Genomic DNA, 18,396 nt, shown 5'->3' on the forward strand with positions numbered 1-18,396 from the left:
ATCGCACTCACGTGCCAGGGGTACAGACTGGGCCGCAACATCCCCAACCGTAAGAGGCACCCCGTGGACAAGAACCGTATCGAAGGTACCGCCAAGCAGGTCAAGGGCTCCATCAAGGAAACCGTTGGCCGTGTCACTGGCGACAAGAGCACCGAGCTCGAAGGCGCTGCCGAAAAGAATGTCGGCAAGGTGCAGAACAAGGCTGGCCAGGTCGCCGACAAAGTGCGCGACGCATCCAAGTAAGTCGAGCGCGCCAACAGCGTTTGCAGTGGTGGCAGGCGTTGCGCCTGCCGCGCTGACGCAGTGGAGTGGCCGTCAGGCGTCATGTACGACCGCGCAGACGATCTACTCCACTTCGGCCAGAGATCACACCAACGCCCCGACATGTTCGGGGCGTTGGCGTTTTGGGGCTTGGATCTGCGCTTTGATCTACCGGACGGATGGCAGGTGCAGAATGCCCGGCACCCACGCACGCAATGTGTGGGCTAGCATTAGGGCGCATAGGGGACACACCATGGACAGGATCACCATCGCGCGCCGTGTCGCGCTGGCACTGACAACGCTGTGCGTGCTTGCGTGCGGACAAGGCGTCTCGGCGCAGAGCATGCGCTCAGCCACTGGCAAGGCGACGAGCAAGTACATCCCGCCAGCGCGGCAGCCGTACAACTCCATGGCGCGCGACACCACGCCCTTCAATTGCGAGCAATACCGCGCGCACCCGCACCCGGGCATGGTGCGTTACTGTCAGGGCATCGAGAACATGACCCTGCGCAACGAGGCGCATCGGCAAGGCCGCCCTGCTCCGTCGGATTCCATCATTGCGCTTCCCGGCCTGGGCACCGCAGAGGCCAGGCAGCTGGGCTATGCGTGCGTAGGCGGGCAGGCGATGAAGCGGCTGCACAATGGATGGGAGCAGGTGTCGGCCGCTGCGGGTGGCTGGCAGCGGTGTCAGGGCGGATAGGCAACGTAAATCCGTCCTGACACCGACGAGCAATGACGCCAACACGGAGGTCTCCGGCTGGTGCGACTACCTGGTGCACCTGCCCGGCTGGGCGTGATGCACCGCCAACCCGCGCGACGCATTGCCCTGGCGTTACTCGCCCACCGCCGCGCGGCAGGCGGCCAGGGCGCGGCTGATGTGCTTTTCCACCATCTTGACCGAGATGCCCATGACGGCGGCGACTTCCGGGTAGGTGAGGCCGTCGAAGCGGTTGAGCATGAAGGCCTGGCGGCATTTGGGCGGCAGCGCGGGCAGCGTGTGGGTGTGCAGGTGCTGCAGGGTGCGGCGGGCGTCTACCAACTGGTCCACCGCCGTGCCGGCGGCGGCAAGCGGTTCGCTGCCCTCCAGCGGTACATGGCGGGAGGCGTGCCTGCGGTGGCGCGTGCGCCAATGCTCCAGCACCACGTTGTGGGCGATGCGGTACAGCAGCAGCTTGTAGCTGTGGATGTCAGGCGTGTTGCGGTAGGCCAGCATGCGCAGCAGCGCTTCCTGGGCGAGGTCGGCGGCGGTGTGCGGGTCGCGCAGGCGCCGCCGCATGTAGGTGAGCAGCTCCGCCTGCAGCTGTACCAGGGCCTGGTCGAAGCGTTCCCTAGGCGGCGCGCGCTCCTCGCGCACGTGCCAGCGCGTGGTAAAGCGGCCAAGTACATAGATGCCCGCCGCGGGCGCGCGGGCGGGCAATGCGCTCGCGGTGTAGGCGCTGCGGTGGCGCCACGGGCGGCTGCCGTAGCGCTCAACCGGCACCGCGCTTGCGGCGTGCGCGCGTGCCGCTACCACCTGGCCGATGACACCGTAGCGGTCTGCACGCGACGCGCCGGTCATGCCCTCACTCATCATGCGACGTCTCCAGCAACGGGCCGGGCACATGCGGTGCGCGCATGCGCTGCGGCGTGATCAGCGTGGGTCTTACAACGCTGATGACCAGCTCGCCATCGCGCTGGCGGATGTGCAGCTTGCTGCCGATGGCAAAGCCCAATTGTTCCAGCCAGCGGCCGCGCAGGCGCAGGGTGGGAATGCGCTGGTGACTGTCGGGATAGTACCCATAGCCGACGGTGCACTGCTGCGGGGCACGCGGACGGCCGGGCCGCCGTGGTGTGCGGGGTTCGGCGCGAGGTTCGGGGATGGGCGTGCGTTCGAGGTACGGCCGCGGCTTGAGCGTGGGATCGAGCGAGCGCCAGACGACTTGGGTAGGCGGTGGTACCGTGGCGCGCTTGCGCGATGGCTTGGGACTGGACGTGGACCGACGCATGGCAAAGCCCTCCTTGACGAGCAGGCCCCGTTGAGCAACGCAGCGGGATGTCGGGAGGCTAGAAACTACAGACAGACTTCAGAAGTGTTTTCCCAAACAGCTTTGCATTAGCGGCACTCCGACGTAGGCATCTCGTCGGCTGCACTCGTACAAAGAATCCGGGCACAAAAAACCCACCGGTTTGACGGAGGTGGGTACCGCTGTCTGAGGAGTTTCTAGGCTCCTTGCAGCCGAGATTGCTACCTGTTTGGCGGTGTGTCAACTGGTAACTAGTGCGTCATTGGGCCGCGTGTCCATTCGAAAAACCTCGTGAAAAGCCGCATCTCTACACGCCGGGCATCGCTTCACCTTGACCCAACTCACCGCCACACGCACACTTCCGCTCGGAGCCTAGAAACTCCACACAGACAGCGGTGCCCACCTCCGAGAACTTGGTGGGTTTTTTGTGCTCGGCCATCTGGCCTGGCACTGCTCGGCGTTCTTGCGCCGGGAGGGCGGCGAATACAACACCCGCAAGGGGAATAAGCCCGCCGGCTGTCTGCGGTTTCTAGCCTCCCGGCATCCCGCTGCGTTGTGCAGCGGGAGCTGCCTCACGGCAAGGAGAGCGGCATGCACAACGAACCCGGTTACTGGATGTCCGAAGGCACGCACTACCACCTGCTGCGCGTGCGCGACCAGCTGCGCCTGCTCGCTACCCTGGCAACACCACGCACCCGCGACGAAGCGACGCTGGGGACGCCAACAATTCCATTGCAGGAATGGGCGCATTGCCTGCAGCACCTGTCCGAGCAGGTGGAGGATGTACTCGCGGATTTGGGCACCTTACCCTAGCGGCGTGCCTGCGCGGACGCAGCGCACGCGTCCGTATCTTGGCTTGGGGAGCTACCACTGCCCGGTCCTGGGGCGCCTGAGTTAAACCGACCCGTGGAGTACGTTTGGACTGAATGCATTGCTAAGCGGGCGCGCGGCATTTGAAGTGAACATGCTCATCGACCGTTGTCGACATGAAGTTTCCTACGGGCGCGAACTGTGGGTCGGAATGCGTAAACGGCGTCGAGGTTAGCCATTCCACGAAGATCGATGTTGAAGCCAAGATGGCGTCACCTAACACCCATTCGACGAAACCAGGGTCTATGTCTAGATGCTCTTTAGTGTCGCCGAGCATCACGACACGGGCTTGCTTTTCTCCATCCGGCGACGGAACGCTGACCACATCCCCGAGCCTTATTTCCGAGCCATCGTGATATCTCATGCTGCCGCCTGACTCCTAAAATAACTTGATCTATGCCGCCAACCGCTTGGTGGCGAAGCGGCCGCTCGTGTTTATCGATGTTACTGCCGGGGTGTTTGCGAAGATTCCGCAACTTGATGTGGGGCTGATTGATAGGCGTTATTCCAACGGCCGTGGCGACGGGCGCTGGTCCTTGGAAAACGTCTTGTGCAGTGATGCGGCGCGCTCGTCGGCAACAACGTTTTCGATGCTGCTCAAACCACGCGATGCGATGACGGCCGAGGCTTTTGCATCGCCCAACAGGTAGGCCAGGCGCAGGTAGGCCAGGCTGTCGACCAGGTTCTTGTTTGCGGTGTCGCTGGCATACACATCCGACAGCCCGTAGTACGCATACAGGTTCCCCGCCACCGCGGCCCGCCGCAGGATGTCGATGCCCTGATAAAAACGGCCCGCCAGTGCGGTGTTTTTGCCATAGATCACCGTGGCGGCATGGTTGCCTGCCTGCGACTCGGCCTTGAGCTGGTCCAGCGTCAGCGTTTCCAAGCGAGCCAGTTCGTGTTCGGTCGGGTAGCCGTGGCGCAACAGCCACTGCGCCTCTGCATCGGAATTGGCGATCAACGGCCCACCGGCCGGGCAGGCATTGGGGCCTTGCGGGCAGAGATAGCGCCTTGCCTGCTGGCCTGCCGAGGGCGGATTGCTGTTGGCCGCCTGGTCGGGCGGCAGTGCGGCGGCGTTGCCTTGGGCAACGGCCGGGCCGCGTGCCGCCAGCGCAGACGTGGGCGCCTTGCCGGCCTGTGCGGGCTGGTCCGGGTTTGCGCAGGCGCCGAGCGCAAGGCTCAGTGCGGCCAGGGGCAGGAGTTTGGTGACGTGCATGGGCCATCCGTTGCGGGCTGCAGTGCCGGTGCGTGATGGTGCGTGATGCCTGCCCGCAATGCGACTGCATCCCCTCGCCGGCCGCGCTGGCATTGGCTGCCCACACCGCGCCGCATGCAATGCCGCCCCGATGGCAAAGCACATGTGCGCCATCGCGTACGTGCCGCGCGCCTGGGGCCTGCGCTCGATGTTCTGCCCGTTCCTGGCACGGCGTCCGCCAGGCGGCCGTGATCAACGGCCCTTACCTGCCCACGATTGCGCGGTGCACCAAAGCGGGCGCTAGCGCAGGCACCGGGCGTGGCCTTCTTACCCGATGCGCTGCGCTCTTTGCGCAGTCGGGCCGCTTGAGACAATTCGCAACCCTGATCTGCATCTTTCCGTATACCGTGACATACATCACACTTAAATGTGATGTATGTCTCATTACTACGGAAGAAGGATCTGGCGATGGCCGACGACAGGGTGGGGCTGCAGCCGCAGCCGCTGGGCGCATACGGTGGGGCAGGTCAGCCATGGGCTGCGCTGCTGCCGGCGTCGACGAGATCTCCAGGCGACAGCCGCACCGCACCGCCGGGCACCGACGCCATCAGCCTCAAGCGCCTGCTGCGCAAGGGCGCGCGCGGGCTGCTGCGCACCCTGCCGTGGCGGCACCAGGACCGGCTGTACTACCTGCACACCTTCGGCCGGCTGCCGGATCTGTACGACCCCAAGTGCTTCAACGAGAAGATCCTCTACCGCAAGTGCGTGCACGGGGATTACCCGCTGTACCGGCGGCTGGCGGACAAGTTTGCGGTGCGGCCATACGTGGCGGCCAGGATCGGGCAGGCGCATCTGATCCCGCTGCTGCTGGACAGTACCGACCCGCAGGAGCTGCTGCGCCTGCCGCAGTGGCGGCAGACCGTGATCAAGGCCAACCATGGCGCGGCGATGGTGGAGGTGGTGCGGGAGGAGCCGGACGCGCTGCAGAAACGGCGCATCGTGCAGCGCTGCGGCCAGTGGCTGCGCACCGACTTTTCCGACAAGGTGCGCGAGATCCACTACCGCGATATTCCGCCACGGCTGCTGGTGGAGCAGTACATCGGCGATGCGCAGCAGGTGCCGGTGGACTACAAGTTCCACATGTTCCGGCAGGCCGATGGCAGTTTCCAGTATGTGCTGCAGGTGATCTACGGGCGCTTCGACACGCCCAAGCTGGCGATGACCTTCTTCGTGAACAACCTGCACACGGCCTTCCACCGCATCCGCGACGACGGGCGCACCCCGCCCTGCGCGCCCGCGTTGCTGGAGCAGGCGCTGGGCCTGAGCCAGCAGCTGGCCGGCGACTTCGACTACGTGCGGGTGGACTGGTACATCCAGCATGGCCAGGTTTTTTTTGGCGAGCTGACCTTCACCCCGGGCGCGGGGCTGGTCACCGGGCTGGACCGTGGCCTGGACCGGATGATGGGCGACATGTGGATACAGCGGCGTGCGCCGCTGGAGGCAGGGTTCCCCGCGCAGGGCTTCGGGGCCGGGATGCGGTCGCCGGTGCGGTGAGTCCGGTCATCGCACCATTGCCTGCGCCCCAAGACGCGCATGGCCGGTGTGCACGGGCATGCGTTACAGGCGCACGGCGGGTGCGGCCGGCCGCGCAGGCGCCATGCACCGCTTGCCCGGGTGTGATCGTGCCAATGCGATAATCCGCAACGCCTGCACAGGCCCGCCCCGGTCACACTGGTGAGCGCGCGCGTGGCCACGCTGCCGCACAGCGGCCGGCCACACCGCGCCTGGTGCGATGGCGGCCAGGCAGCGGATACTCCGCGTCCGCAGGCGCCCGCACGTGGCGTGGTACCGCTCCATGCGCACCTTTTCTTCTTACAAGGACGTCACCGTTGCCGCACGTTTCCCCCCGCACCTTCCTGCCGCTCGCATTGCTGGGCCTGCTGTCTGCCTGCAACGGCGGTGGCACGGCCACCCCCAGTGCGCCGCGCCCGGAGTCCGAGCATTTCACGCTTGCCGATCTGCAGCAGCTTGGCTGCACGGTCACCGCCACGCCCAAACGCGATGTCCGCAAGATCCCGTTGCTGGGCGAGGTCGACGGCTATGGCGTGACCAGCACCAGCGCCTGCGCGACCCACCTGATCAGCCTGCTGCAGCCGATCACCTACGAAGACGCGGTGTGGCAGGGCGCACGCACCGCCGCCGGCACCTTTGCCGACAAGCGCGGGTTCGCGCGCGAGAGCCATGAAGGCCGGCTCGGCGAGTACAGCGAGATCGAGGTGTTCAGCCACGGCGGCAGGCCGGTGGGCTTCGAATACAACGTGCAGGCCAGGGGCACGCTGCATTCGGTGATCGTGCTTTCCGACAGCATCGCGCCGGATGCGGCGTTCGAGGCGGTGTTGAAGACCAAGCTGTGAGGGTGTGAGCCGCTTTTTAATTGAGCAGGTGGCGCTGTAAGCCGTGCCTGCGCGCGGTGTGGGCGCATGCGCAGCAACGCGTGTGCAATGCGATACAGCTGGAAGATGGGCGCGCCTGTCAGCGCGAAAGACGATTCTTCCGAAGTAACCGCTCCGAGCGCATCACGTGAACCACGACAACGCGCTGCCCGTCCACACGGTAGAACACGCGGCAAGGTGGCTCGACGATTTGACGGTAGCGGGAGCGCTTGAGCTCCTGCGGCCGGCTTCCACTCTCCGGGTGCTCAGCCAATTGCTCGACATGCGCAAACACCCGTCTCACCAGTGCCGCTGCGGCGGCAGCGTCCTCAAGTGCAATGTAGTCGGCACTCGCGTCCAGGTCGGCCACCGCCGGCTCCGACCAGACTATTTCAGCCATCGCGCCAGGCGTTGTTTGGCTTGCTCGTGGCTCAGGCTGCGGCCTTCGGCTACCGCCATTTCACCACGGGCAATTCCTTCGAGGATCGCCATGCGCTGTTGCATGCGTTCATAGCTGGCGACGTCCACCAGGTATGCGCTGGGCAGGCCATGCTGGGTGATCAGGATTGGCTCCTTGTCGCGCTCGACATCTGCGAGGAGCTCGGTGGCCTGCCGCTTGAGCGTGGTGACAAGTTCTGTGCGCATGCAGTGACACTAAAGTATCACTGCGGGTGGGGCAAGTCGGCTGTGCCGGGCGAGGCTACACCCCACCCAACGGCCGCAGGCACAACCAGATCGCGTACCAGTGCGAGAGCGCGCCGCCCAGCACGTGGGCGTGCCAGATGGCGCGGTTGTAGACCAGCGCCTTGCGCACGTAGAAGGTGACGCCCACGGTATAGAACGCGCCGCCGGCGGCGATCAGCCAGAGCACGGTGCTGTCCAGGCCGGCGACCAGCGGCTTGATCACCACGATGCCGGCCCAGCCCAGCAGCAGGTAGATCACCACCCAGAAGCCCTTGGCGATGCCGGGCAGGAACAGCTTGGCGAACACGCCGAACAAGGCCACGCCCCACACGCCCAGGATCATCGCCCAGCGCCAGGTACCGTCCAGGGCGACCAGCAGGAACGGGGTGTAGGAGCCGGCGATCATCACGAAGATGCCGGCGTGGTCGAACTTGCGCAGCATCGGCTGGCGCTGCGGCGGGGCGAAGTTGTAGGCCGCCGAGCAGCCGAACATCACCAGCAGGCCCAGCGCGTATACGCAGGTAGCCAGCAGCATGGTCTGGTTGGCATGCGCGCGCCAGACCATCCAGGCGCCGCCGACGATGGCCAGGAACAGGCCGGCGGCATGCACGATCACATCGGCACGGCGGGCGGAGCGGGTCTTGTAGTGCGGGGCGGTGAGGCTGGGGGACACGGGCACGGCGGTTCTTCGAGATGGGGGAGCCCACGCCGTGCAGGGCAACGCTGACGCGGCGGGGGCCACAGAATACCCGGCTTGCTGAATCCGCTCAGTGACACAGGCTCGCCGGTTTCGCCCCGGTCTCATACCCTGAGACACCTCCCCTGTCTCATGCCCCTCTTTGGGAGCCGCCGTATGCCTCCGTTTGCCCTCGCTCCCCGCACCGAAACCGCCGAACGCGCGCTGGCCACCACCGATGGCCGCCCCAGCCGCGACGGTGCCTTGCTCACCGAGCGCCTGGAACGGCGTTACCACGACCGCATCACCGGCAGCTTCACCCTGCCCGGGCGCGAGGGCCGCTATGCGCCGATTCCCGCCGATGTGCCAGCCGCACTGGCCGACGCCTTGCGCGCGCGTGGCATCACCCAGCTCTACAGCCACCAGGCCGACGCCTGGGCGGCCACCCAGCGCGGCGACCATGTGGCGATCGTGACGCCCACCGCGTCGGGCAAATCGCTGTGCTACACGTTGCCGGTGGTGAGCGCGGCGATGCGTTCCGGTGCCAAGGCGCTGTACCTGTTTCCCACCAAGGCGCTGGCGCAGGACCAGGTGGCCGAGCTGCTGGAACTGAACCGCGCCGGCGCGCTGGGGGTGAAGGCCTTCACCTTCGACGGCGATACGCCTGGCGATGCGCGCCAGGCGATCCGCCTGCATGGCGACATCGTGGTGAGCAACCCGGACATGCTGCATCAGGCGATCCTGCCGCATCACACCAAATGGGCGCAGTTCTTCGAGAACCTGCGCTATGTGGTGATCGACGAGATCCACACCTATCGCGGCGTGTTCGGCAGCCATGTCACCAATGTGCTGCGCCGGCTCAAGCGCATCTGCGCGTTCTACGGCGCCAACCCGCAGTTCATCCTGTGCTCGGCCACCATCGGCAACCCGCATGCGCACGCACAGGCGCTGATCGAGGAACAGGTGCATGCGATCACCGAGTCCGGCGCGCCCACCGGCGACAAGCATGTGCTGTTGTGGAACCCGCCGGTGGTCAATGCGGACCTGGGGCTACGCGCATCGGCACGCTCGCAGAGCAACCGCATTGCGCGCATCGCGATCAAGAGCGGGCTGAAGACGCTGGTCTTCGCGCAGACGCGCCTGATGGTGGAAGTGCTGACCAAATACCTGAAGGACATCTTCGACCACGACCCGCGCAAGCCGCCACGCATCCGTGCGTACCGCGGCGGTTACCTGCCCACCGAGCGGCGCGAGGTGGAGCGCGCGATGCGCGCCGGCAACATCGACGGCATCATTTCCACCTCGGCACTGGAACTGGGCGTGGATATCGGCGCGCTGGACGTGGTGATCCTCAACGGCTACCCCGGCAGCGTGGCGGCGACCTGGCAGCGCTTCGGCCGCGCCGGGCGCCGCCAGCAACCGGCGCTGGGCGTGCTGGTGGCCAGCTCGCAACCCTTGGACCAGTACGTGGTGCGGCATCCGGATTTCTTCGCCGATGCCTCGCCCGAACATGCGCGCATTGCGCCGGACCAGCCGCTGATCCTGTTCGACCACATCCGCTGCGCGGCGTTCGAACTGCCGTTCATCGCCAGCGAACCGTTCGGGCCGATCGATCCGCTGGTGTTCCTGGAAGCGCTGGCCGAAAGCGAAGTGGTCCACCAGGAAGGCGACCGCTGGGAGTGGATCGCCGACAGCTACCCCGCCAATGCGGTGAGCCTGCGCTCGGTGGCCGACGGCAACTTCGTGGTGGTGGACAAGAGCGACGGCAAGCAGCAGATCATCGCCGAGGTGGATTATTCGGCCGCTGCGCTGACCTTGTACGAAGGCGCCATCCACATGGTGCAAAGCACGCCGTACCAGGTGGAGCGGCTGGACTGGGAAGGCCGCAAGGCCTATGTCACGCGCACCCATGTGGACTACTACACCGACAGCATCGACTACACCAAGCTGAAGGTGCTGGACCGCTTCGACGGCGGCGTGGCCGGGCGCGGCGATTCGCACCATGGCGAGGTGCATGTGGTGCGGCGCGTGTCCGGCTACAAGAAGATCCGCTATTACACGCACGAGAACATCGGCTATGGGCCGGTCAATCTGCCCGACCAGGAACTGCACACCACCGCGGTGTGGTGGCAGCTGCCGCAGGCCACGCTGGGCAAGGCATTCGCCTCCAAGCAGGATGCACTGGACGGATTCCTGGGGGCGGCCTACGCGTTGCACGTGGTGGCCACGGTGGCGGTGATGGCCGATGCGCGCGACCTGCAGAAAGCCGTGGGCAATGGCGACGGCGCGTGGTTTGCGGTGGCCGACCAGACCGGGCGCGGGCAGCTGCGTGGCGTGGACGAGGGCGAGCAAGGCGCGGTGGAATTGCAGCAGGCGTTCGTGCCCACGGTGTATCTGTACGACAACTTCCCCGGCGGGGTGGGCCTGAGCGAGCCGCTGTGGCTGCGCCAGGCCGAGCTGCTGCAGCGCGCCGACGAGCTGGTGCGGCGTTGCGACTGCAGCGCCGGCTGCCCGGCCTGCGTGGGCCCGGTGCTGGCCGCGCATGAGCAAGCCAAGGGCGAGTCGCCCAAGTCGCTGGCGTTGACCGTGCTGGCGTTGCTGGTCGATGCGGATGCGCCGTTGCGGCATGCCACCCGGGTGGACGACGACCTGGCGCTGGACGTGCCTGCATGAGCGTGAGTGCGGACCGGCTGCGGTTGTTGCGGCGTCAGGCCGGGCACGCCGATGTGCCTGCGCCGGTGACGGTTGCACACGGCAATGCAGTGGATGCTGCGGATGGGCCCCGTGTGGTGGATGCGGATACCGATGCACGACAGCTGCACTGTGCAGCGGTGGGGCGAATCTCCGGTGATGCAGTTGGTGCGGGCGCTGTTGCAGGCGATGCGCACACACGCGCCGCCGGTGGCATGCCTGCAACGGCGCAGCCGACGGGTGCGCCGGCAGGACCGGTGCCTGGCAGCGATGCTGGGGTGAGCGCAGAACGTTTGCGCCTGCTACGCCGCCAGGTCGGCGGGCTGACGCCCACCGCGCGCAAGGACGATGCGGTGATTCCCACGCGTGCGCAACGTCAGACTGCCCCCGGTGCTGCTGCGTCTGCGCCGCGCGCTTTGCCGCGCGATGCGGTTGCGCAAAGCGCACAGCCCGGCAGCGTAGATGCTGCCAGTGCACCGCGTCCCCAGGCCGCCACACCGGCCATGACACGCCGCGCCCTGCAGGCGCCGGTTGCTGCGGCGCCTGCGCGCGATAGCTCGGCGTTTGCTTGGGTGGACCACGACGTGCGCCACAAGCCGGCAGGTGCGGCGGTCGATGCGGCAGCGCGCGTGCCGCCTGTGCGCGCGACACCTGCCGCACCGACATCCATCCCGGCACCGCAGCGACGCACCGATATCGCCGGCCTGCGCAAGATGATCGGCCTGCGCGAGCGCGCGGTCTCGGCGCATACGCCGGTGCGTGCGGCCTCCACCGATCGGCATCTGCCCGGCAACGAGATCGCGCCCGGCCTGCACCTGATCGACGCCTTCCTGCCGCAGCCGATTCCGCACCAGGCCCTGTCGCTGGCCTTCGCCAAGCGCGAGGACGCGGTGGACCCGATGAATCTGCTGTTCTTCGACACCGAAACCACCGGCCTGGCCGGCGGCACCGGCACGCGCGCCTTCATGATCGGCGTGGCCGATTGGTACACCGACACTACGCAGGGCAGCGGGCTGCGCGTGCGGCAGCTGATGATGTCCACGATGGCGGCCGAAAGCGCGATGCTGGACCTGTTCCGCAGCTGGCTGTCGCCGCAGACGGTGTTGTCCAGCTACAACGGCCGCTGCTACGACGCACCGTTGTTGAAGACGCGCTACCGGCTGGCGCGCCGCGGCGACCCGATCTCCGCGCTGGACCATGTGGACCTGCTGTTCCCCACCCGTCGCCGCTATCGCGGCACCTGGGAGAACTGCAAGCTGGCCACCATCGAACGGCAACTGCTGCGCGTGGTACGCGAGGACGACCTGCCCGGCTCCGAGGCCCCGGCCGCCTGGTTGAGCTACCTGCGCGGCGGCAGCGCGCGCAACCTGCGCCGCGTGGCCGAGCACAATCATCAGGACGTGGTGACCTTGTCGCTGCTGATGCAGCGCCTGGTGGCGGCGGACGCGCAGGACCGCGAGGTGATTCCGCTCTTGGACGCGCCGTGAGCTCGATGCGTGATCGGTCGCGCGATCACCGCAGACCCTGCAAGGGCCGCCGTGATGGATGCGCCATGGAAGGTCCCCGACCGTCTTACGCTGCGCAGATGAAGGTAAGTGTTGCGTAAAGCCCCGCTTTTTCGGGGGCGTGCCTCGTTCTCGCATGGTTTGCTGCGCGCATGAGGGACTTGCGCCGTGCTGTGTAACATGCGCCTACGCAAGTACTTCCGACACCTCAGTCGTCATCTGCCACGCTGCAAACTCCTGCTCGAACTCGGCCAGCGTCAACAAGCCCATGCAGGCATGCGCGCCGATCGGTAACGCCTGCCCTTCGGCAAGTTTGCGTACCAGCAGGATCGCGGCGAAACAGGGAATTTCCGGGCCGTGCAGCATCGGGGCGGTGAGGTCCCACTGCAGTCGCAGCGGCTGACGACTGCTGGTTTCAGCGTGCCCGATGCCGCGCAGCTCCACGCGCATGCCGCCCAGGTCGGTGCCCAAGCGGTCGAACCAGCGCGCGGCGCGTGCGAACACGTCAGCCAGGCGCGCCATCGGCAATGGCACGCCGCAACGACGCAGCCAGGCGACGGTCGCCAGGCAGCGCTGCAGGAACGGTACCTCCAACGCGGCGCGAAACTGCACGGTCCGCACGCCGGGATAGCGCTGCGGCAACAGGTCGTGGTCGGGCACATCGCACGGTGATGCAAGGCGCGGTGCGAGCTGTGCGAACTGCGCACGTGTGGGCCTGGCCCAGCCCACCACCGTTTGCCAGCCACCGTCGTGCCACCACTCGAACGGCGTGCCGCAATACGACAACACCGCACGCACCGTCGCAAGGCCCAGCGGGGTGCCTTGCGCGGGCGCGATGACCATGCGGATGTCATACAGGGCCGAAAAGCGCGGCAGCAACGCGTCGATGACGGCACTGGAGAGTGCGGGCAAGGTGCTGGCGCCGCTGATGGCCACACGCTGCGCTTGCTGTGCCACGGCGTCCAGTGCAGCGGGGAAATCGCGCACGAAGGTGCGGCCGTCGGCCAGGTCGATGTAGTGCATGCCTGTCTGCAGGCAGGTGCGCGCCACGGCGTAATCCTGGCCCTGGAACGGGCCTGCGGTATGCACCACCACATCGGCGGCGGTGGCCGCCAGTTGCGCGGCGAAGTCGCTTGCCGCGGTATCCAATCGGCAGGCGGTGATGCGCCCGGGTGCGACATCCGGCCACTTGGTCGCCACATCGCCGGGATGCCGCCCGGCCGCGATCACCTGGATCTGCGTCGCCGCCGCCAACGCCCGCACGATGCGTGCACCGAAATGCCCGAAGCCACCCACCACCACCACCCGATACGTCATCGCCTGCTCGCCGTTTGCACCCATTGCACAGTATCGGCGAGCAGACCGGCACCAGCGCGTCCGGCGTGCCCGCACGATGGCGACACGGTGCGACCAAGAGCGGCTGACCCAACGTAGCGAGCGGCCGCCAGGCGGGGCGGCGCGCTCAGAACCGCAGTGTTCGCGTGATACATGCCGATTCCGAGCACCGACTGCGCCCACCTGGCGGTGAGCGCAGTGATCTGTTGAACGCTCTAACCGGAAACCCTTGTGACCAGACCACGGGCCAATGCCTCGCGCAGCACCTTGAGCGCTTCGCGTGTGGCGAGCTTGGACGCACCGGCCTGCTTGGTCGCCAACGCGGCCTGCCTGTCGGCCAATGCACGCTGTTCCTTCGCCAATGCCTGCAGCGCGTCGGGCATCGCGCCCTGCTGCGAGGCTGCGGACGCAGCGGCCGAGGGCGTGCGTGTCGAGGCCTGAAGCGCACGCGGCTCGGTCTGCGCAGAGAGCTGCGCGGCCAGTGCGGCCTGGCGCTCGCTCACTGCCTGCTGACGCGCCGCCACGGTGGCCTGGACGTCGGCCAGTTGCCGGCTGCGGACATGGGCCGCGCTCAGCCGATGCATCAGCGTCGGATCACGCACCAGGTACTGCACGCCATCGGCGCGGAACCACAACACGCGCTGGCCATTACCGCCGTACGCGCGTGCGGTCTGCAGATCGCTGAGCGAACCATGCATGACTTGGTGCTCGCCGTGCACCAACACATAGGCATCGCCCTCGTCCTGGGTGATTGCGGCGGTTTTGCCGCACGCTGCGTTTGCTCTGGCACGCGGTGTGACCGGAGCTGCTGCTGCTGCACTGGACGCAACGGGTGCGACGGGTGCCGAAGGCGCGGTTGGCGCGATCGCTGTTGGTGCGAGAGGAGAAGCCGCAGGTGCCGGCAACGCCGGGGTGGCGGGCGCTGCCGGCACGGCAGCCAACGCACGCGGATGCGCTGCAGATGCAGATGCGATCAGCGAGGAACCAGCGAGTGCGGCGATGGCCAGCAACAACGCGGTGCGTAGGCACGACAAGGGGGAAGCGGTCTGGATCATGAGAGATCTCCACGAAGGTCACGGCTCGTTAGGTGCCGCCTGCGTAAGACACCGGCGGGGTAGGAAACAGCGATCACGCGGCCACGGCGTTGCCGACGCTGCGCAGCGTCGTCACGCAGGAAGTGCCGGGCTGTGGCGGGCCCGTGTCATGCAGGTGCTGCGTGGTGCGCTGCCATCGCACGACGCAGGCAGGTGCCTGGCGTCAGGCAGTGCTTACCGCTGCCGCCGGTCTCCCGGCCGTGCACGGCCGGAAGCGGATCGGGGACTGCACGCCACGCGTTGCCCAGGCGTGGCCGCTAGAGACGGTTGCTGACGCGACCTGCGGTCTGCAGCAAATCCGCTGCGGTTGGCTTTCCATGTGCGGTGGCTGCAGCGGCAGGCCGGACGGTGCGAGCGCCGTCGACCGGTGTAGATGGCGCGCCAAGAAGCGGCTTGGCCCAAAACCGCAGCCAACGCGTGGTCCATGCCGGCTCCGGGCGCTGGTTGCGCCCGCCTGACGGTGGGCGCACCCGTATCGTTGATGGCTCCTAGTTGTTCTGCGCTTGTTCGGCGTCTACCTGCGCTTGCACCGCCTCCCGTTGTGCTTGCGCCGCTTGCTGCTGCCCGCGCGCGGCCTCGATGCGGGCCTGACGTGCGGCCTGTTTGCCCATTTCAGCCTGTTGCCGGGACAGCTCGGCCGCTTGGCGCACCGCAGCGGCATACGCGTATTGCGCCTGGCGATGCTGCTGCGCCATCTCGCGGATCTGTTGCTCGGCGTCGCGCGCCTGCTGTTGCGCGTCCTGTCTGGCCTGCGCCAGTTCCGGCCCCAGGGAGGCCAGCTGTTCGCGCGCTTCCTGCAGTGCGTCCTGCGCGTCCTGCATCTGTTCCTGTCGACGTTCAAGCTCGCTGTTGTCCGCACCCAGCGCATCGTGCATGGCGCTTTGCGCGTCACGCATGGCTGTGGCGGCGGCCTCGCGGCTGACGCGGTCCAGCTCGGCCTCCCAGCCGCCTTGCGTCCCATCCCAGCCATCGCCGTGCGTCTGCTCGGTGCCCAGTACATCGGCAATGACACCCTGCGAGGCGGGGGCAGCGGGTGCCGCAGGCAGTGCGGGCAGCGCCGGTGCAGGCAGTGCGCTCATCGGTGCGACGGCGTCCGCAGCGCTGCTGCCCTGTGTGCGCGCTGCCGGCGCGGTCACCACGATGGGCCGCATGCTGGCGGAGGTTGCCGGCACCGGCATTGCGACCAGACGCAGCGGCACCACGCCAGCCACGGCCACCGTTGCCAGGATCACCGCCGCGGCCAGCCGCGGAAAGGCGCTGGTGTCCTGCAGCATCACCAGCCTGCGCTTCAAGCTGAGGAACGACGGCGAGGCGCTTGCCACGCCACCGAGCAGACGTGGCGACACCCCGAGCTGCAGCAGCAGGCGTCCATAGTGGTGACGGCAATGGCGATGCCCGGCGACCACGGCCGCATCGCAGGCAGCCTCGCGGGCAATGGCGTACTCGCGTGCGGCCAGATGCACCAGCGGGTGGAAGAAAAACAGGTGCTGGGCGAGAGATGGCAGCAACCCCCACCACAGGTCGCGGCGGCGCAGGTGGATCAACTCGTGGGTCAGCGCCATGTCCAGGTCGTCGTCGGCCATCTGTGGCAAGCGCGTGGCCGGGAGCAGCAACACCGGCCGCCACGGGCCGATCAACTGCGGTGAGTCGATCTGCGAAGACAGCCGCAGCGCGGGTGCGCGCGACAAGCCATGGGCCTCGGCCGCCATCTGCAGCGACCGCACCAACGCCCTGTCGGTGCAAGGCTGGGCAGCGCGCGCCAACGCCCGGCTGCGCCAGTAGGCGCGCACCGTGCCGGTCGCTATCACCAGCACGCCGGCCGCCCACGCCGCCAACAGCCATACAGACCACGACGACCAGATCGCGACCTCCATGGCGTGCGCCGTCGCACTGGCCGCCATCGATGCCGGCACGGCAGCCGTCGCTACCGGCACCAACGTGTCGGCGCTGCCAAGCGCAGATTCAAACGTGTGCGCCGGCAGTACCGGCAATTGCACCGGGCTGCTCCACAACAGGCCGACCACGGCCTGCACGCCCACCAGCCACCACAGCCAGGTCTGCGTGGTGGCCGGCAAGCGGCGCACGCCACGGCACAGCGCCCACACCGCCAGCGTCAGCACTGCGGTCTGCACGCTGGTGGCGCCGAGTCTCCATAACAGCGATTCGATCAGGGGCGACATGGCTCAATCCTCCTTGCGCTGCGATTGCAGCTTGGCGACCAGGGCTTCGAGTTCGGCCAGTTCGGTATCGCTGACCTCGGCGCGCTGCGACATCCACGCCACGAACGGCGACACCGAACCCTGCAAGGTCTTTTCCACGAACTGCCCTACCGCGCCACGCACCACGTCGTCCTGGCCGGCGGTGGCGCTGTAGCGGTACACGCCATCCACCTGCTTACGGCGCAGGAAGCCCTTGGTGCGCAGCCGCTCCATCATGGTCAGCACGGTCGAGCGCGCCAGCCCACGCGGCTCACCGAACGCGGCCGCCACTTCGCCGACGCTCGTGTGCCGTTGTTCTTCGATGTGTTGCAGCAGGGCCAGCTCCTGGTCCCCGATGGTCTTGCCACGCATGCCGCTCTCCCTGACTACAGTTGTCGCCACCGTAAGCGTGACGACAGGTGTAGTCAATAGGTCGGATGGCAGGGGGGGCGGTGTAGATGAAGGACTGGGCAACGCAGGTGCCGTTCGGCATCCCCCAAGCTGATTGGTGAGGAATATCTTGAGCGCGCAGTGATGACGTTGAACATCCCGACGCATCAGCTCGCCGGCCAGTAACGACGATCAGTGCTGCGAGCGTTTCTTCCGAGCAGACGGCTCGCTAGCACGCGGCTCTTGGTGGTTCGTGATTCCGACGCAAAGCCGTTGAAGGAAGAGGTTCGCCAAGATTGGCGATTCCGACAGGCAGTTTTCCTGCTGCCAGATGCACGAATTTGACGGGACCAACCGGGGCATCAAGATTGCGTCGGCTATCGATCCTAAGCGGACAGCCGACGTGAACTTGCTACTGCCTTGTTCACCCTTTCATCGTCGGCAAAGGGCGTTGTCGTCCGTGCCGATGGTGACGATTCAACGTATCGAATCGATCAATCAGCGTTTCCGGCTCCGGCGGACATGCCGGGCGAAGGACATGGTGTCCTCATCGCGCGGAAGTGGGTCATTCCCTGCCGCACAGGCGGCTCCCATGGACGGCATGGACGCGGAGGTGACCATCGACAGGGCTGCCTACAAAGTTGCTCGGATACTCGTCCACCCCGGCTACAAGCGTATGTCCGACGTATCGGGCCAGGAAACTTTGAAGTCGGGCGATCCGCCCAAGATTCGCGCCTTTCTGGCTGGTTCGGATGACATTGCCTTGATCGAGTTGGGTGCGCCTGTTGAGCAAGCGCAGTCCCGATCGATGGTCCGCGCCGAGAATACGCAGACGTATCGCGCACACGCGCAGGCACTGCAGGTAGATGCAGCGGGCTGCCTTCACATGCGCCACCATGCCAGCGCGCATGATCGCAACCTCTAGCGGCGCAGATGCTGCACAGGTCATGTCTCGATGCCGCCACAGCGGAAGGCTTCTGCGTTCTCTCTCTGGTGGCAGTCGATTACGCGGCCAGCAGCAACGCTGCACCAGTCCCCGGTCGCTCAAGCGCCGCAAGGCGC

General features: G+C 66.9%; 19 protein-coding genes and 1 other RNA gene. 8 read left to right on the forward strand and 12 right to left on the reverse strand.

Annotated features, from left to right (window positions below):
• Window positions 1-63 precede the first annotated feature (63 nt).
• A complete protein-coding gene (locus FHT09_RS16270) occupies window positions 64-243 on the forward strand; it encodes a CsbD family protein (protein ID WP_104535312.1) in 180 nt (59 codons plus the stop codon).
• 271 nt (window positions 244-514) lie between these two features.
• Complete coding sequence (locus FHT09_RS16275; protein WP_104606163.1) at window positions 515-961, forward strand: hypothetical protein; 447 nt, start codon at window positions 515-517, stop codon at window positions 959-961.
• Window positions 962-1,093: 132 nt separating this feature from the next.
• On the opposite strand, the gene FHT09_RS16280 is transcribed toward FHT09_RS16275, so the two are convergent.
• Together FHT09_RS16280 and FHT09_RS16285 are read right to left on the reverse strand one after the other, a co-directional pair.
• Entirely contained in the window at window positions 1,094-1,819 is a 726-nt protein-coding gene (locus tag FHT09_RS16280) for an RNA polymerase sigma factor (protein ID WP_104606164.1), read from the reverse strand.
• 4 nt (window positions 1,820-1,823) lie between these two features.
• Window positions 1,824-2,246 carry a SymE family type I addiction module toxin gene (locus FHT09_RS16285; RefSeq protein WP_104606165.1) on the reverse strand — a complete coding sequence of 141 codons (423 nt, stop codon included), beginning with the start codon at window positions 2,244-2,246 and terminating at the stop codon, window positions 1,824-1,826.
• Between the two features lie 609 nt (window positions 2,247-2,855).
• Here FHT09_RS16285 and FHT09_RS16290 point away from each other — a divergent pair.
• On the forward strand, window positions 2,856-3,077 hold the full coding sequence (locus tag FHT09_RS16290) for a hypothetical protein (RefSeq protein ID WP_181141311.1): 222 nt from the start codon (window positions 2,856-2,858) through the stop codon (window positions 3,075-3,077).
• Between the two features lie 121 nt (window positions 3,078-3,198).
• Here FHT09_RS16290 and FHT09_RS16295 read toward each other — a convergent pair whose 3' ends face one another.
• Entirely contained in the window at window positions 3,199-3,498 is a 300-nt protein-coding gene (locus FHT09_RS16295) for a hypothetical protein (RefSeq protein WP_146096495.1), read from the reverse strand.
• A gap of 138 nt (window positions 3,499-3,636) precedes the next feature.
• Entirely contained in the window at window positions 3,637-4,350 is a 714-nt protein-coding gene (locus FHT09_RS16300) for a hypothetical protein (RefSeq protein ID WP_104606167.1), read from the reverse strand.
• A gap of 462 nt (window positions 4,351-4,812) precedes the next feature.
• Here FHT09_RS16300 and FHT09_RS16305 point away from each other — a divergent pair, with 462 nt between their 5' ends.
• Entirely contained in the window at window positions 4,813-5,883 is a 1,071-nt protein-coding gene (locus FHT09_RS16305; protein ID WP_104606217.1) for an ATP-grasp fold amidoligase family protein, read from the forward strand.
• 335 nt (window positions 5,884-6,218) lie between these two features.
• Window positions 6,219-6,743 (forward strand): hypothetical protein, encoded by a 525-nt coding sequence (locus tag FHT09_RS16310; protein WP_104606168.1) that lies wholly within the window; start codon window positions 6,219-6,221, stop codon window positions 6,741-6,743.
• A gap of 118 nt (window positions 6,744-6,861) precedes the next feature.
• Here the strand turns inward: FHT09_RS16310 and FHT09_RS16315 are convergent, their stop codons facing one another.
• Genes FHT09_RS16315 through FHT09_RS16325 form a run of 3 tightly spaced genes read right to left on the reverse strand, consistent with a single transcriptional unit; the run spans window position 6,862 to window position 8,124 of the window.
• A complete protein-coding gene (locus FHT09_RS16315; RefSeq protein WP_104606169.1) occupies window positions 6,862-7,161 on the reverse strand; it encodes a type II toxin-antitoxin system RelE/ParE family toxin in 300 nt (99 codons plus the stop codon).
• Window positions 7,149-7,406, reverse strand: coding sequence for a type II toxin-antitoxin system Phd/YefM family antitoxin (locus tag FHT09_RS16320; protein ID WP_016902922.1), 258 nt, complete (start codon window positions 7,404-7,406; stop codon window positions 7,149-7,151). The genes FHT09_RS16315 and FHT09_RS16320 overlap by 13 nt, the downstream gene beginning before the upstream one ends.
• A gap of 55 nt (window positions 7,407-7,461) precedes the next feature.
• Entirely contained in the window at window positions 7,462-8,124 is a 663-nt protein-coding gene (locus tag FHT09_RS16325) for a hemolysin III family protein (protein WP_181141312.1), read from the reverse strand.
• A gap of 174 nt (window positions 8,125-8,298) precedes the next feature.
• Here FHT09_RS16325 and FHT09_RS16330 point away from each other — a divergent pair, with 174 nt between their 5' ends.
• Entirely contained in the window at window positions 8,299-10,794 is a 2,496-nt protein-coding gene (locus FHT09_RS16330; protein ID WP_181141313.1) for a DEAD/DEAH box helicase, read from the forward strand.
• The gene (locus FHT09_RS16335) at window positions 10,791-12,299 is read left to right on the forward strand and encodes a ribonuclease H-like domain-containing protein (RefSeq protein WP_184417025.1); all 1,509 of its coding nucleotides are present in this window, start codon (window positions 10,791-10,793) and stop codon (window positions 12,297-12,299) included. The genes FHT09_RS16330 and FHT09_RS16335 overlap by 4 nt, the downstream gene beginning before the upstream one ends.
• Window positions 12,300-12,503: 204 nt before the next feature.
• Here the strand turns inward: FHT09_RS16335 and FHT09_RS16340 are convergent, their stop codons facing one another.
• From FHT09_RS16340 to FHT09_RS16360, 5 genes are all read right to left on the reverse strand, one after another.
• Window positions 12,504-13,634, reverse strand: coding sequence for a saccharopine dehydrogenase NADP-binding domain-containing protein (locus FHT09_RS16340; protein ID WP_104606220.1), 1,131 nt, complete (start codon window positions 13,632-13,634; stop codon window positions 12,504-12,506).
• Between the two features lie 101 nt (window positions 13,635-13,735).
• Window positions 13,736-13,807: non-coding RNA, sX9 sRNA (locus FHT09_RS16345), on the reverse strand.
• A gap of 60 nt (window positions 13,808-13,867) precedes the next feature.
• The gene (locus FHT09_RS16350) at window positions 13,868-14,404 is read right to left on the reverse strand and encodes a hypothetical protein (RefSeq protein WP_181126231.1); all 537 of its coding nucleotides are present in this window, start codon (window positions 14,402-14,404) and stop codon (window positions 13,868-13,870) included.
• Between the two features lie 830 nt (window positions 14,405-15,234).
• Window positions 15,235-16,926, reverse strand: a complete 1,692-nt coding sequence (locus FHT09_RS16355) for a M56 family metallopeptidase (RefSeq protein WP_104606171.1) — start codon at window positions 16,924-16,926, stop codon at window positions 15,235-15,237.
• Between the two features lie 3 nt (window positions 16,927-16,929).
• Complete coding sequence (locus tag FHT09_RS16360; protein ID WP_104536626.1) at window positions 16,930-17,316, reverse strand: BlaI/MecI/CopY family transcriptional regulator; 387 nt, start codon at window positions 17,314-17,316, stop codon at window positions 16,930-16,932.
• Between the two features lie 610 nt (window positions 17,317-17,926).
• Here FHT09_RS16360 and FHT09_RS16365 point away from each other — a divergent pair.
• Window positions 17,927-18,259: a hypothetical protein gene (locus FHT09_RS16365; RefSeq protein ID WP_104606172.1), complete on the forward strand. Its 333-nt coding sequence runs from the start codon at window positions 17,927-17,929 to the stop codon at window positions 18,257-18,259.
• The last annotated feature ends 137 nt before the right edge of the window (window positions 18,260-18,396 follow it).

Origin of the sequence: Xanthomonas sp. CFBP 8152, from assembly GCF_014199025.1 — a bacterium.
Lineage (GTDB): Bacteria > Pseudomonadota > Gammaproteobacteria > Xanthomonadales > Xanthomonadaceae > Xanthomonas > Xanthomonas arboricola_B.

What these genes read in the sequence shown, in the direction of transcription:
- FHT09_RS16355 (WP_104606171.1), bottom strand. Translation starts at nt 16,926, where the DNA reads ATGTCGCCCCTGATCGAATCGCTGTTATGGAGACTCGGCGCCACCAGC.
- FHT09_RS16300 (WP_104606167.1), bottom strand. Translation starts at nt 4,350, where the DNA reads ATGCACGTCACCAAACTCCTGCCCCTGGCCGCACTGAGCCTTGCGCTC.
- FHT09_RS16275 (WP_104606163.1), top strand. Translation starts at nt 515, where the DNA reads ATGGACAGGATCACCATCGCGCGCCGTGTCGCGCTGGCACTGACAACG.
- FHT09_RS16365 (WP_104606172.1), top strand. Translation starts at nt 17,927, where the DNA reads ATGGACGGCATGGACGCGGAGGTGACCATCGACAGGGCTGCCTACAAA.
- FHT09_RS16290 (WP_181141311.1), top strand. Translation starts at nt 2,856, where the DNA reads ATGCACAACGAACCCGGTTACTGGATGTCCGAAGGCACGCACTACCAC.
- FHT09_RS16295 (WP_146096495.1), bottom strand. Translation starts at nt 3,498, where the DNA reads ATGAGATATCACGATGGCTCGGAAATAAGGCTCGGGGATGTGGTCAGC.
- FHT09_RS16330 (WP_181141313.1), top strand. Translation starts at nt 8,299, where the DNA reads ATGCCTCCGTTTGCCCTCGCTCCCCGCACCGAAACCGCCGAACGCGCG.
- FHT09_RS16340 (WP_104606220.1), bottom strand. Translation starts at nt 13,634, where the DNA reads ATGACGTATCGGGTGGTGGTGGTGGGTGGCTTCGGGCATTTCGGTGCA.
- FHT09_RS16360 (WP_104536626.1), bottom strand. Translation starts at nt 17,316, where the DNA reads ATGCGTGGCAAGACCATCGGGGACCAGGAGCTGGCCCTGCTGCAACAC.
- FHT09_RS16315 (WP_104606169.1), bottom strand. Translation starts at nt 7,161, where the DNA reads ATGGCTGAAATAGTCTGGTCGGAGCCGGCGGTGGCCGACCTGGACGCG.
- FHT09_RS16280 (WP_104606164.1), bottom strand. Translation starts at nt 1,819, where the DNA reads ATGACCGGCGCGTCGCGTGCAGACCGCTACGGTGTCATCGGCCAGGTG.
- FHT09_RS16285 (WP_104606165.1), bottom strand. Translation starts at nt 2,246, where the DNA reads ATGCGTCGGTCCACGTCCAGTCCCAAGCCATCGCGCAAGCGCGCCACG.
- FHT09_RS16320 (WP_016902922.1), bottom strand. Translation starts at nt 7,406, where the DNA reads ATGCGCACAGAACTTGTCACCACGCTCAAGCGGCAGGCCACCGAGCTC.
- FHT09_RS16335 (WP_184417025.1), top strand. Translation starts at nt 10,791, where the DNA reads ATGAGCGTGAGTGCGGACCGGCTGCGGTTGTTGCGGCGTCAGGCCGGG.